The organism is Streptomyces sp. NPDC058678 (assembly GCF_042714835.1).
GTDB lineage: Bacteria > Actinomycetota > Actinomycetes > Streptomycetales > Streptomycetaceae > Streptomyces.
The window spans coordinates 114,711-128,569 of the sequence record NZ_JBHXSG010000026.1 but is presented as its reverse complement, the minus strand read 5'-3'; the positions used below and the strand labels follow the sequence as shown (position 1 = coordinate 128,569).

Here is a 13,859-nt window from a genome sequence, read left to right as displayed (position 1 = left end):
GTCCGGCAAGACCGCCCCTGACATGCCACCAGCCCACTACACTCCCGACGATGCCTCTGACCAGGCCAGATAGCGAAACGCTGCTGGAGTACTAGGTCTCGGGGTCTTCCCGGAGGGGGCGTCCGCTGTGCCCCGGTTTCTCCGAGCTGTCCTCCCTCGGGATGGGCTGCTCGACCAGCGCCAGGACCCGGTTCGCCATGAAACGGGCCGTGCGGACGACGGAGCCGTTGCGGGTGACTTCGCTCACTTCCACGACCCCTCGGCGCACCGCTGTCTCCACCCGGCGGCCCGCTCGGCTCGCCACCACCTCGTACGTACGCGTCGTGTCCCCGGCGTCCACGACTATCTCCACGCGATCACCCTTCACGGGTTCAATCCCCCTTCTGCGACGGATGGTTGGGGTCGCAGAACGACCCAAGTCGCCCTGCCCGCGAGCTCCCTGACCACTCTTCAATTCTCCCACCCGGCACTGACAATCGATCGGGCCGAGAGGGCGCGGCCTCTGCGCGCGGCGGGCCGCGGAAACGTAAGCTGTGGCACGTCACACGGACCGGGCAGCGGGGATGAACATGGCGATGATGCGCCTGAGGCGCGAGGACCCGCGCGTCGTCGGCTCGTTCAGGCTTCACAGACGGCTCGGCGCGGGCGGGATGGGCGTTGTCTATCTCGGCTCCGACCGCAAGGGTCAGCGGGTCGCGCTCAAGGTGATCCGGCCGGATCTGGCGGAGGACCAGGAGTTCCGCTCGCGGTTCGCGCGCGAGGTGTCTGCGGCACGGCGCATCCGCGGCGGGTGTACCGCACGGCTGGTCGCCGCCGACCTCGACGCCGACCGGCCGTGGTTCGCCACGCAGTACGTGCCCGGGCCCTCCCTGCACGACAAGGTCGCCGACGAAGGGCCGCTGGGCGCTGCCGACGTGGCCGCCGTCGGGGCCGCCCTGTCGGAGGGGCTGGTGGCGGTGCACGAGGCCGGTGTGGTGCACCGGGACCTCAAGCCGTCCAACATCCTGCTGTCCCCCAAGGGGCCGCGGATCATCGACTTCGGCATCGCCTGGGCGACGGGCGCCTCGACGCTCACCCATGTCGGTACGGCCGTCGGCTCCCCCGGCTTCCTCGCCCCGGAGCAGGTACGCGGCGCCACGGTGACACCCGCCACGGACGTGTTCTCCCTCGGCGCGACCCTGGCCTACGCGTCGATGGGCGACTCGCCCTTCGGGCACGGCAGTTCCGAGGTGATGCTGTACCGCGTGGTGCACGAGGAGGCGCAGCTGCACGGCGTGCCGGACGCGCTGGCCCCGCTCGTCCAAGCCTGTCTGGCGAAGGACCCCGAGGAGCGGCCGAGCACGCTCCAGCTCTCTTTGCGCTTCAAGGAGATCGCCGCCCGGGAGGCGCAGGGTCTCGCGGATGTACGGCCGCCCGCGCCGCGCGGCGGTGAGGCGGACCGGCCCACCGGACGGCTCGCCGACACCTACCCGGAGCGGGCACCGCAGCGGCGTCCGCAAGGACAGCCGGGCACCCCGGGTACTCAGGGGACTCCCCCGCCGCGCGGCGGTCCCGCGTCGCGGGGTCAGGCTCCGGTGCGGGGCGGCGCTCCGTCGCGAGGGGGCAGCGCTTCGCGTGGCGGCGGTCCGTCGTCGCGGTCCGGGGCGGCCTCGCGGAACACCACCCGGTCCGGCGGCGGTCGTCCGGCGTCGCGCGGTGGTGCCGGACGGCCGGCACCCAGGGGTACGGGGACGGGGCGGCGGCCCGCCAATCCGCGGCTGCTGCGCCAACGCCTGTTCGTGTTCGTCGTCGTCACGCTGCTGGTGGCGCTCGGCATCGCCGCGGCGCAGGGCTGCCAGGGGCCCCCGCGAGGGCTCGGCGGCGAGGGGAACGTCGTACAGAACGAGCAGCGACAGCCGGTGCGGGCCGTGCGGCCGGGCGACGAGCCGTTGGACGCGCCGGGCGAGCCGGACGGGTCGACGCTCACGACGTCCGGCTAGGCGCGTCCGGTCCGTCGGCGGCGGGTGCCTAGAGCTCGGGACGGCCCGTAGCCACGGCGTAGAAGGCGACCGCGGCCGCCGCGCCCACGTTGAGGGAGTCGACTCCGTGGGCCATGGGGATGCGGACCCATTCGTCGGCGGCCACCAAGGCCTGGGTCGAGAGGCCGTCGCCCTCGGCGCCGAGCATCAGGGCCACCCGGTCCATCTTGTGGGGGGCGGCTTCGTCGAGGGTCCTGGCCTTGGGGTCCGGGGTGAGGGCGAGGAGGGTGAAGCCCGCCTCGCGGACCGACTCCAGACCCTTGGGCCAGGTGTCCAGACGGGCGTACGGCACGGAGAAGACCGCACCCATGGACACCTTCACGCTGCGGCGGTACAGGGGGTCGGCGCAGTCCGGGGAGAGCAGGACCGCGTCCATGCCGAGGGCGGCGGCCGAGCGGAAGATCGCGCCGATGTTGGTGTGGTCGTTGACCGACTCCATGACGACGACCCGGCGGGCGGTCTGGAGGAGGTCGGCCGCGGTGGGCAGCGGCTTGCGCTGCATCGAGGCGAGCGCGCCGCGGTGCACGTGGTAGCCGGTGACCTGTTCGGCGAGTTCCGGGCTGACCGCGTACACCGGGGCCGGGAGCTCGTCGATGACGTCCCGCATGACGTCGACCCACTTCGCGGACAGCAGCATCGATCGCATCTCGTACCCGGCGTCCTTGGCCCGCCGGATGACCTTCTCGCCTTCGGCGATGAACAGGCCCTCGGCCGGCTCGCGCTTGCGGCGCAGTTCGACGTCGGTCAGGCCCGTGTAGTCGTTCAGGCACGGGTCGTCGGGGTCTTCGACGGTGATGAGATCGGCCACAGGGTGATACTGCCTTGTCCTGGGTGCGGTGCCAACGGCTGGGGACGGGTTGTGTTACCCCGGGTTACTCGGAGGTCTGCGGGCCCACCGTGACGACCTCTCCGACGACGATGACGGCCGGCGGCTTCACGTCCTCGGTCCGTACCGTCTCGGCGACCGTCGCGAGCGTGGCGTCGACCCGGCGTTGGGCCGCCGTGGTGCCCTCCTGCACGAGGGCGACCGGGGTGTCCGGGGACTTGCCGTGGGCCACCAGGGTTTCGGCGATCCTGCCGATCTTGTCGACGCCCATGAGGATCACGAGGGTGCCGGTCAGCTTGGCGAGGGACGGCCAGTCGACAAGGGAACGCTCGTCGTCGGGGGCGACATGGCCGCTGACCACGGTGAACTCGTGGGCGACCCCGCGGTGGGTGACCGGGATGCCGGCCGCGCCGGGCACCGAGATCGAGCTGGAGATGCCGGGGACGACGGTGCAGGGGATGCCGGCCTCGGCGAGGGCCTGGAGTTCCTCCATGCCGCGGCCGAAGACGTACGGGTCGCCGCCCTTCAGCCGTACGACCGACTTGCCCTGCTTCGCGTGCTCGATCAGCGCGTTGTTGATGGCCTCCTGAGCCATGAAACGCCCGTACGGGATCTTCGCGGCGTCGATCACCTCGACGTGCGGGGGGAGTTCGGCGAGGAGGTCGCGCGGGCCGAGGCGGTCGGCGATGACGACGTCGGCCTCGGCGAGCAGACGGCGGCCGCGGACCGTGATCAGGTCCGGGTCGCCGGGGCCACCGCCGACGAGGGCGACGCCGGTGGTGCGGGTGCGGTGGTGGGGGGCGACGAGGGTGCCGTCGCGCAGGCCCTCGACGACCGCGTCACGGATGGCGGCGGTGTGGCGGGGGTCGCGGCCGCGCGCGTTCGTGGTGAGGACGGCCACCGTGACGCCTGCGCTGGTGCCGGTGGCCGGGGTCCAAGCGGTCGCCGCGTCGGCGTCGTCGGAGCGGACGCACCACACGCGATGCGTCTCCGCCTCGGCGGAGGCCCGGGTGTTCGCTTCCGGGTCGCTGGTGGCGATCAGGGCGTACCAGGCGTTCGCGAGGTCGCCGTCGGCGTACGGGCGCTTCTGCCAGATGATCTCGCCCGCGTCCGCCATCGCTTCGACCGAGGGGGTGGCGGCAGGGGACACGAGATGGATGTCGGCGCCTGCTGCGATCAGTGCCGGGAGACGGCGCTGGGCGACCTGGCCGCCGCCGAGGACGACGACCCTGCGGCCGGTGAGGCGGAGGCCTACGGGGTAGGCGGGGTGTTCGGCCATGAGGGTGCGGTCTCCTCTTGGTGGCGGTGCGGCGGCCCTGACGTGCGAATTTTAGAGGGCAGGGGGATGTGCCGGCTCAGGTGGTCCGGTGGCTGAGCACCGTTGCGTCTGCGGCTGCGTGGTCCATGCCCAGCCGTTGCGCCTGCGGAACGGCTGGGCATGGACCACGAACGTCTACTTCTCGGTCACCCCTGCGGAATCGAACGTCGCCACCTCGTGCATCGCCCTCGCCGTGCTCTGCACGAGCGGGAGTGCGAGCAGCGCGCCCGTGCCCTCGCCCAGACGGAGGTCGAGGTCGACCAGAGGGCGCAGACCGAGCTTGTTGAGGGCGGCCACGTGGCCGGGCTCGGCGCTGCGGTGGCCGGCGATGCAGGCCGCGAGGACCTCGGGGGCGATCGCGCGGGCGACCAGGGCGGCGGCGCCGGCGCTGACGCCGTCCAGGATCACCGGCGTACGCAGGGAGGCACCGCCGAGGAGAAGGCCGACGATGGCGGCGTGTTCGAAGCCGCCGATCGCGGCGAGGACCCCGATGGGGTCGGCCGGGTCCGGCTGGTGGAGTTCGATGGCGCGGCGGACGACCTCGGTCTTGCGGGCGAGGGTCTCGTCGTTGATGCCGGTGCCCCGGCCCGTCACCTCGGCCGGGTCCGTGTCCGTGTAGACCGAGATCAGGGCGGCGGACGCGGTGGTGTTGGCGATGCCCATCTCGCCGGTGAGCAGGGCCTTGTTGCCGGCCGCCACCAGGTCGCGGGCCGTCTCGATGCCCACCTCGATGGCCTGCTTGGCCTCCTCGCGGGTCATCGCGGGGCCGGTGGTCATGTCGGAGGTGCCCGCGCGGACCTTGCGGGGAAGGAGCCCGGGGGTCGCGGGGAGGTCGGCCGCCACGCCCACGTCGACGACGCAGACCTCGGCGCCCACCTGGGCCGCGAACGCGTTGCAGACGGCGCCGCCGCCGAGGAAGTTGGCGACCATCTGGGCCGTCACCTCCTGCGGCCAGGGGGTGACCCCCTGCGCGTGGACGCCGTGGTCGCCGGCGAAGATCGCGACGGCCGCGGGCTCCGGGATCGGCGGCGGGCACTGCCGGGACAGTCCGGACAGCTGCGCGGAGATGATCTCCAGCATGCCGAGCGAGCCGGGCGGCTTCGTCATCCGCTTCTGTCGCTCCCACGCCTCCCCGAGCGCTTTGGCGTCCAGCGGGCGGATCTGCGCGACGGTCTCGCCGAGCAGGTCGTGCGGCTCCTCGCCGGGCAGCGCGCGACGGCCGTACGTCTCCTCGTGGACGACCCACGACAGCGGGCGGCGCTTGGACCAGCCGGCCTGCATCAGCTCCGGCTCGTCCGGGAACTCGTCGACGTAGCCCACGCAGAGGTACGCGATGATTTCGAGGTGATCGGGCAGACCGAGGGCGCGGACCATCTCCCGCTCGTCGAAGAAGCTGACCCAGCCGACGCCCAGGCCCTCGGCACGGGCCGCGAGCCAGAGGTTCTCGACCGCGAGCGCGGCGGAGTACGGGGCCATCTGCGGCTGGGTGTGCCGGCCGAGGGTGTGGCGGCCGCCGCGGGTCGGGTCGGCGGTGACGACGATGTTCACCGGGGTGTCGAGGATCGCCTCGATCTTCAGTTCCTTGAACTGCTTCGCCCGGCCCTTGGGGAGGGACTTCGCGTAGGCGTCCCGCTGGCGCATGGCCAGTTCGTGCATGCTGCTCCGGGTCTCCGCCGAGCGGATGACGACGAAGTCCCAGGGCTGCGAGTGGCCCACGGAGGGGGCGGTGTGGGCCGCCTCCAGCACGCGGAGCAGCACCTCGTGCGGGATCGGGTCGCTGCGGAAGCCGTTGCGGATGTCACGGCGCTCGCGCATGACCTTGAGGACGGCCTCGCGCTCGGCGTCGTTGTATGCGGGTGCGGCCGGGCCGGTGGACTGTCGTACGTCTTCCACTGGCGCCGTGCTCATTTCTTCCTGGGCCTGCCGGTCTTGCTGGTCCTGCTGGTTCTGCTGAGCGTGCCCGTCTTGCTGGTCTTCCTGGTCGGCGGCCCTGGTGTTCAGGTCCTCCGCTTGCTGTACGGGTTCGGGGTGACCTTCACGGGGTGCGGGGACGGTGGCCGTGTGTTCCGGTCCCTGCGGGTGCTCCGGGGGGAGCGCCATGGCGTGCGGGGGTGTCGGCGCGAGCTGCGGAGTGGTCGGCACCGAGCCCTCGACCGCGACGAACTGGCCCAGGGGCTGGTCGGCGTGGGCCCCCGGTTCGGTGGCGGCCGGTGGCTGGTGGCTGGTGGCCTCCACCGAGCCCTCGGGAGCGAACTGGCCGGCCTCGTCCGGGGCGGGGGCCGCGGCGGTCGTCCCGAGGTCCTCCTGCGCGAGGGGCGCTGCCTGGACGAGCTGGGGGCCCTGCGCGGCCTGCTCGGCCCCCGCGTGCTGGGGAGACGGCTCGGGAGTCACTGCTGCGGGGACCTCTTCGACGGGTGCCGTGGGGCCGTCCGCGGGCTGCGGAGCCGGTGCGGCGGCGTCCGGGGCGGCCGGGAACGGCACGGCTTCGGGGGCCGGGGGCGCGGGCTCGGGCTCGGCGACGGGAGCCTCGGCGGTCTGTACGACGGCTTCGGGAGCAGGTGCGGCGTCCTGGGCTGCGGCTTCGGGAAGCTGGGCCGCGTACACCGAGGAGTCGGGGGCCGGGACCTGCGGGGCGTCCAGGGTGGTGTCGGCTCCGGTGGTCCCGGGTTGCGCGGTGAGGGGCTGTGCGGGGGCGGCCTCGGAATTCGGCGCGATTTCAGAGGCGATGGCCTCGGGCACGGGCGGGATTTCGGAGGCGGCGACTTCGGCGGGAAGTGCGGGCTCGTGCGCCTGGGCAGGCTCGGACGCGGGGTCGGCCTCGGCCGTGTGCGCGGCTTCCGGCTCCTGCACGGCGTCGGGGGCGGGAGCGGCTGCGAAGTCCGCCCCGGCGTTCACGGCCGTGTCGGCTGCCGGTACCTGATCCGCGTCGGGGCCCGGCTCCTGGACGGCAGCGACAGCGGCGTCGGTTGCCTCTGTCTGCCCACCGTCCGTGGCGGGCCCTGGCTGCTGCTCGTCCTGCTCGTCCTGCTCGTCGGCAGCGGTCCGGTCCGGTACGACGCCCAGTGCCTGTCCCTCGTCCGACGCCGGCGCGGTCACCGAAGTCTGAGCGGCGTCCGGGGCCGCTACGGCCTCCGGCATCGGCCCGGCATCCGGAAGAGGCGATTCCCCGGAGATCGGCGGGATGTCATCGCCCACCCCGGCCTCGTCACCGGGCGCGACCTCGGCGCCCTGCGGAGCCTGCGCGGCGTACCCGCCCTCATGGCCTTCCGCGGTCGGCGCGCCATGTCCATCGGTGTCCAGGACCGGCTGAGCGAATCCCCCGTCGTGGTCCTCGGAGCCCTGCGGCGTCGAATCTCCGTGCGGCTCCGGAGCCTGCGCGGACCCCTCCCCGTGGCTGTCCGGGGACTGCGGGAACTCGCCTCCCTGGCCGTCCGGCACCTGCGCGAACCCATCCTCGTGAGCGTCCGGGGACTGAGCGAACCCCGAATCCTGAACCTCCGGGGACTGTGCGAACCCCGGACCCTGAGCCTCCGGAGCCTGAGCGACCGCGCCGCCCTGGTCCTCCGGAGCCGACGCGAACTCGCCACCTTGACCGTCCAAGGCCTGCGGCAACTCGCCGTCCAAGGCCTGCGCGACCCCATCCCCCTGAGCATCCGGAACCTGCGCGAATTCGGAACCCTGAGCCTCCGGAACCTGCGCGACCGCACCGCCCTGGCCCTCCATCGTCTCCGCGCCGTCCAGCCCGGCACCCACCTCCGCGAGCTGCGGGGCATGAACGGCGGCCGTGGTCTGCGGAGCCGTCGGTGTGACGGCCTCCGTCGCGAGGCGGGTCAGCGTGGCCTGGGCCGCGCCCATCTGTTCGGCCTCGTGGTCCGGCGCCGGGACAACCGTTTCGGCAGCCGTGGCCCCGGGGCTCACCGGTGCCTGGACCGCGCCGTGGACGGGGGTCGCGCCCCACGGCGTCGCACCCTGGGGCGACTCGCGGAGCTGTTGCGGGACGTCGAGGTACTCGGGGCCGGTCGAGCCCGGGCCGGACTGCCGTACCGGCGCTCCGACGGCGCCGCGGTCGGCGAGGGAGCGGACCGGGCTCGCGGAGGTGTCGGGGATGGGCGGGCCGAGGTGCAGGGGGCGACGGGGCGGGGCCTGCATCGACTGCGGCACGGGGTTGGGGAGACGGAAGCCGTTGAGATCGACCGAGCCGCTGTCGCGGCCGGACATCTCGTGCGGTCCCGGCTCGTGCACGGTCTCGACGACGGGCTCCGGCGCGGGCGGGGCGACCTCGTTGCCCCACGCGCCCTGGGCACCCGGCAGCAGCAACAGGTCTTCGTCCTCGGCGGTGGTCTCGGAGAGGTAGGTGTACGCACCGTGCGCGGGGGCGCCCGGCTGCTCCACCATGCCTGCGCTCTCCGGCAGTCCCTCGCCCGGGACCTGGCCGGTGTCGGTCATGCGTAACCCCTCGCCCATCGGTTAGTGCTTCTTCGGCCGGCTCACCCGGAACGGCGCACCGACCGCCCCACAGTGAAGAACGAGCGTGCGTGCCCAGCGGCACGAACGACCCGTCGCCAAAAGACGACAAAGCCATTAACTGGCATTGTCGCGGCCGTTGCGCCGTCGCGACAGCTTGATCCGCGACGGCCCGCTGTGGACTGCGCCACGTTGCGCGTCCTCCGGTCCTGCCGTACCACACCCACTCCAAAAGGGGCGTGTTTTCCGGACATTGACCGACGAAGCGCCGGGCATCCGAGTGCGGTACAACGATCGGCCAGCCTACCGCGCGCAGTACGACAACAGGATCACGGGGACAGGATGCGGGGTGGGAACGGGTCAGGCCGTACGGTCCGGCAGCAGGCCGCTGAGCAGGAACGCGACGCTCCGCTCGGTCTCCGTCCAGGCACGTGTGTCGAGTTCGACGGACTGAACGAGGGCGCACTCGACCCGGTAGCCGTGCTCGGCCAGGTCGCGGCCGACGAGTTCGGCCGCGTCACGGGTCGCCGCGTGCGTCACGATGCGCTGCGGACGGCGGTCGGCCACAGCCGAGACGACGGCCGCTCCCCCGCCGCCGACGCGGACGACGTCCGGTTCGGGCAGGTCCTCCAGGACGTGCGGGGCGGTCCCGCGCACGACCTGCAACTGCACCCCGAAGCCGCGTGCGGCGGCCTCGGTGCGGGCGCACGCCTCCAGGTCCCGGTCGACGGCGATGACGGCCGCCCCGGCGCGTGCCGCCTCGGTGGCGAAGGCGCCGCTGCCGCAGCCGATGTCCCACACGAGGTCACCGACGCGTGGTCCGAGCCGGGCGAGTTGGGCCGCGCGAAGCACTTCCGCCTCGCCTTCACCCAGGTCACCGCCGTACGCCTCGGCGGGCAGCGCCCAGCCGCGCGGTGCGGTCTCGGGGGCGCGGCCGGCGATCCAGCCGCCGTCCTCCCTCGCGACGCCGGGTCCGACGGTTCCGCCGATGACGATGACCACGTTCGGGTCGCGCCAGGTGTGGTCGGCGGCCTTGTCGGAGGTGACGACGGTGACCTGCTCGCGGTCGGTGCCGAGTTCCTCGCAGATCACGAAGGTGCGGTGGACGCCTTCCAGCAGCAGGCCGAGTTCGGCGGGGCCGGCGCCCGGTGAGGTGAGGACGGCGACCTTGGTGTGGGCCCGGCACACGTTCACCGCGCGGCGCAGGGTGCGGCGGTGTGCGACGACCACCTGTGCGTCGTCCCAGGGCATGCCGGCACGGGCGAAGGCGGCGGCGACGGGGGAGACCGCGGGGACGACCTCCACCTCCAGGCCGAACTCGGGCGAGCGCAGGGTTCGTACGACACCGAAGAAGCCGGGGTCGCCGTCGGCGAGCACGACCGCGGTGCCGCGGCGGCCGGCGATACGTCGGGCGGCGAGGGCGACGCTGCCGAGACGGATGCGCTCGGCGCCGGGCGGGACTTCGGGAAGCGCCAGGTGATGGGCGGCACCGGCCACCAGCGTGGCGGCGCTGAGCGCGGAGCGTGCCGCGGCGGTCAGCGGCGAGCCGTCCCAGCCGATCACCGTGACCCGGTCGGCCATCGTCTCTCAGTCTCCAGGGGGGTTTGCGCAGGTTGTCAGGGGCAGCCCGGCGGGTTCTGAGGGTACCTGGTGGGAGTGGGCCGGGGCGGTGGCCCCCTCGGTCAGTTCCAGTCCGAGAACGACGTGAAACCGTCGGAGTCGGACAGCCGTTCGCCCGCGCCGTCGAGGTCCTCCGGGAGGAGACTCCACACGATGAAGTCGGTGCGGACGTCGGCCCAGGTGCCGTCCTCGGCGCGGACGCGCGCTATGCAGGCGTTGCGCAGGACTCCCTCGCTGATGCAGCCGATCTTCTGGGCGACCTGTTGTGAGGCGGTGTTGTCGGCCGCCGTGCGCAACTCGATGCGCTCGAGCTTCTGGTCGCGCAGGAGCCACTGGGCGGTGACGAGGGCGGCCTCCGAGGCGTAGCCCTCGCCGCGGGCCCAGGGGGCGATGACGTACGACAGTTCGGTGGACCTGATGTGCCAGTTCGTCTTGCCGAGCTGGACGAGGCCGACCAGGCGCTGGGTGAGGAACTCGGTGACGGCGAGGGCGAGCCCGCGGCCCGCCTCGCGTTCGGCGGGAGCGTACTGAGTGATCCAGGTGCGGGCGGCGTCCGCGCTGAAGGGCTGGGGGACGTCGGTCCAGGCAGCCACCTGCTCGTCGTTCATCATTTCGGCCAGGGCAGGCACATCGTCCTCGTCGAGGGGACGCAGCACCAACCGCTCCGTGCTGATGGAGATGTTGGGGAAGGTGCCAGTCATGCGCCGCTCCGTAACCGTCGGGAAACCTTCAGCCTGCTGAACTGCCCAGCATGCAGCATGAAAGCACCGAACCGCACGACGGGGTCCTCCCCCACTGCCCGAAAGGCGTGGGGGGAGGACCCCACCCGGTGAAGGAGCGGACCCCGTCCGTGGTGATAGGCCGTATACGCCCATCGGCCGAAGCTGACCGGCAGATTCTCAGAAGGACGCGAGCACGGATCCGGCGTACTCGTCCTCGATGAACTTCTTGACCTCGGCGGAGGTGAGGAGCCCCACGAGCTTCTTGACGCGCGGGTCGTCCTCGTTGCCCTTCTTGACGGCGAGGAAGTTGCCGTACGGGTTGTTCTTCGCGGACTCCAGGACGAGGGCGTTCTCGGCGGGCTTGAGGTCGGCCTCGATGGCGTAGTTGCCGTTGATGACGGCCGCGTCCACGTCGTCCAGGGAGCGCGGGGTCTGCGCCGCCTCCAGCTCCTTGAACTCGAGGTTCTTGGGGTTCTCGCTGATGTCGGAGGGGGTCGCCTCGTTGCCCACACCGTCCTTGAGCGTGATGATGCCGTGGGCGTCGAGCAGCTTGAGTGCCCGGGCCTCGTTGACCGTGTCGTTCGGGACGGCGACGGTGGCACCGCTCTTCAGGGCGCCGACGCTCTTGACCTTGTGGGAGTAGAGGCCGAGCGGCTCCAGGTGGACCGTGACGACGGGAACGATGTCGGTGCCGTTCTTCTTGTTGAAGTCGTCGAGGTACGGCTTGTTCTGGAAGTAGTTGGCGTCCACCGATCCGTCTTCGGTCGCCGGGTTCTGCGTCGTGTAGTCGGTGAACTCCTTGACCTCCAGGTCGAGTCCCGCCTTCTTCGCCAGGTTGTCCTTGACGTAGTTCAGGATCCCGGCGTGCGGGGTCGGGCTCGCGGCGACGACCAGCGGTCCGCTGGTGTCGGAGGCTGAGTCCTGGTCCGAGCCGCATGCGGTGAGCCCGAGGGTGAGGGCTCCGGCGGCGAGGACGGCGGTGCTGATCTTGGCGGTGTTACGCACGAAAAGTGCCTTTCCTTATGGGTGGTGCGACCCCGCGATGGGTGTGCGGGGAGTCCGGGAGAGAGTTCAGGCGACCTTGCCGACGTCGGCCGCCGCCGGGTCCTTCGCCTTCAGCAGGCGCAGCCTGGGCGCGGGACCGGCCTTGCCGCCCCGCCGGTGCAGGGAGCGGGCCGCGTAGTCGCCGGCGAACTGGATGACCGAGATGACCACGGCGAGGATCGCCACGGTGATCCACATCAGCTCGGTCTCGAAGCGCTGGTAGCCGTACCGGATGGCGATGTCGCCGAGGCCGCCGGCGCCGACCGTGCCGGCCATCGCGGAGTACCCGATGAGGGCGACGATCGTGGTCGTGGTGCTGGAGATCAGCGACGGCAGGGACTCGGGGACGAGGACCTTCCGTACGACCGTCCAGGTGTTGCCGCCCATCGCCTGCACGGCCTCGACGAGCCCGCCGTCCACCTCCCGGACGGCCGTCTCGACCAGGCGCGCGAAGAAGGGGATCGCGCCGATGGCGAGCGGCACGATCGCGGCCTCGCGGCCGATGGTCGTCCCGGTGATCGAGCGCGTGAAGTTCATCAGCGCGACCATCAGGATGATGAACGGCATCGAGCGGGCGATGTTCACGACCTGCCCGATGACCTTGTTCGCGACGACGTTCTGGAGCAGTCCGCCCCGGTCGGTGAGGACGAGGAGGACGCCGAGCGGGAGGCCGCCGATGACGGCGATCAGCGTGGACCAGCCGACCATGTAGAGGGTGTCCCAACACGCCTGCTCCAGCAGGGGCTGCATCGCAGACCAATCAGTCCAGGTCACTTGGCACCTTCCTTCACCAGCAGGGGCTCCTCGCCCGCTTCGCCGACCACGTCGATCTGCAGACCCTGTTCGCGCAGGAAGCCGATCGGCACGACGTTGTCCTCGTAGTGGCCGGGCAGTTCGATGCGCATCCGGCCGACCTGGAGTCCGCCGACGGTGTCGATGGCGGCACCGAGGATCGATATGTCGATGTTGTAGGTGCGGGAGAGCTGGGAGATGACCGGCTGGGTCGCCGCCTCGCCCTGGAAGGTGACGTCGACGACGGTGCGGTCGGCGCCGGAGGCCTCGCCGTCCACCGGGAACAGCGCGGCGGCCAGCTCGGAACCGGGGGTCGCGAGCAGCTCGCTGACCGTGCCGGACTCGACGACGCGGCCCTTGTCCATGAGGGCGGCCGAGTCGCAGATCGACTTCACGACGTCCATTTCGTGGGTGATGAGCAGGACCGTCAGTCCCAGCTGCCGGTTCAGGTCGCGCAGCAGTTGGAGGATGGAGCGGGTGGTCTCCGGGTCGAGGGCGCTGGTCGCCTCGTCGGACAGCAGGACCTTGGGGTCGCCGGCCAGGGCGCGGGCGATGCCGACGCGCTGCTTCTGGCCGCCGGAGAGCTGGGCCGGGTAGGCCCTCGCCTTGTCGGCGAGGCCGACGAGGTCGAGCAGCTCCAGGGCCTTGCGGGAGCGCTCCTGGCCCGACTTCCCGAGGATTTCGAGCGGCAGCTCGACGTTGTCCTGCACGGTCCGCGTCGACAGCAGGTTGAAGTGCTGGAAGACCATGCCGATACGGCTGCGCGCCCGGCGCAGCTCGCGGCCGGCCCGGGGTCCGCGCCCGGCGAGGGCGGTGAGGTCCTGCCCGGCGACGGTCACCGTCCCGGCGGTGGGTCGCTCCAGCAGGTTGACGCAGCGGATGAGCGAGGACTTGCCGGCGCCGGACTGGCCGATGACGCCGTACACCTCGCCTTCGCGGACGTGGAGATCGACGCCGTCCAGGGCGGTGACCTCGCGGCCGCGTGAGCGGTAGACCTTGGTGAGGCCCGATGTGGTGATCACGTGGGTTTCCGTCACTGTCGTGCGCAGGGCGTG

At 72.0% G+C, this 13,859-nt stretch carries 10 protein-coding genes; 1 reads left to right on the top strand and 9 read right to left on the bottom strand.

The window, feature by feature from the left end:
• Positions 1–91: 91 nt before the first annotated feature.
• A complete protein-coding gene (locus tag ACFWWR_RS23790) occupies positions 92–367 on the bottom strand; it encodes a hypothetical protein (RefSeq protein ID WP_383864750.1) in 276 nt (91 codons plus the stop codon).
• Positions 368–563: 196 nt separating this feature from the next.
• Between ACFWWR_RS23790 and ACFWWR_RS23785 the strand changes: the two genes are divergently transcribed.
• The gene (locus ACFWWR_RS23785) at positions 564–1,979 is read left to right on the top strand and encodes a protein kinase (protein ID WP_384305137.1); all 1,416 of its coding nucleotides are present in this window, start codon (positions 564–566) and stop codon (positions 1,977–1,979) included.
• A 28-nt stretch (positions 1,980–2,007) separates the two neighbouring features.
• Here the strand turns inward: ACFWWR_RS23785 and ACFWWR_RS23780 are convergent, their stop codons facing one another.
• The 8 genes from ACFWWR_RS23780 to ACFWWR_RS23745 all read right to left on the bottom strand — a co-directional run bounded on the left by ACFWWR_RS23780 (position 2,008) and on the right by ACFWWR_RS23745 (position 13,826).
• Complete coding sequence (locus ACFWWR_RS23780) at positions 2,008–2,826, bottom strand: TrmH family RNA methyltransferase (RefSeq protein WP_383864753.1); 819 nt, start codon at positions 2,824–2,826, stop codon at positions 2,008–2,010.
• A gap of 64 nt (positions 2,827–2,890) precedes the next feature.
• A complete protein-coding gene (gene cobA / locus ACFWWR_RS23775; protein ID WP_384305135.1) occupies positions 2,891–4,123 on the bottom strand; it encodes a uroporphyrinogen-III C-methyltransferase in 1,233 nt (410 codons plus the stop codon).
• A 174-nt stretch (positions 4,124–4,297) separates the two neighbouring features.
• Positions 4,298–8,608: a nicotinate-nucleotide--dimethylbenzimidazole phosphoribosyltransferase gene (gene cobT, locus ACFWWR_RS23770; RefSeq protein ID WP_384305132.1), complete on the bottom strand. Its 4,311-nt coding sequence runs from the start codon at positions 8,606–8,608 to the stop codon at positions 4,298–4,300.
• Between the two features lie 378 nt (positions 8,609–8,986).
• Positions 8,987–10,207, bottom strand: coding sequence for a precorrin-6y C5,15-methyltransferase (decarboxylating) subunit CbiE (cbiE, locus tag ACFWWR_RS23765; RefSeq protein WP_383864763.1), 1,221 nt, complete (start codon positions 10,205–10,207; stop codon positions 8,987–8,989).
• 101 nt (positions 10,208–10,308) lie between these two features.
• Positions 10,309–10,947 (bottom strand): GNAT family N-acetyltransferase, encoded by a 639-nt coding sequence (locus ACFWWR_RS23760; protein WP_383864766.1) that lies wholly within the window; start codon positions 10,945–10,947, stop codon positions 10,309–10,311.
• Between the two features lie 198 nt (positions 10,948–11,145).
• Entirely contained in the window at positions 11,146–11,973 is an 828-nt protein-coding gene (locus ACFWWR_RS23755; protein ID WP_383864769.1) for a MetQ/NlpA family ABC transporter substrate-binding protein, read from the bottom strand.
• 66 nt (positions 11,974–12,039) lie between these two features.
• Complete coding sequence (locus tag ACFWWR_RS23750) at positions 12,040–12,762, bottom strand: methionine ABC transporter permease (RefSeq protein WP_383865061.1); 723 nt, start codon at positions 12,760–12,762, stop codon at positions 12,040–12,042.
• Between the two features lie 20 nt (positions 12,763–12,782).
• Positions 12,783–13,826, bottom strand: a complete 1,044-nt coding sequence (locus ACFWWR_RS23745) for a methionine ABC transporter ATP-binding protein (protein ID WP_383864772.1) — start codon at positions 13,824–13,826, stop codon at positions 12,783–12,785.
• Positions 13,827–13,859 lie beyond the last annotated feature (33 nt).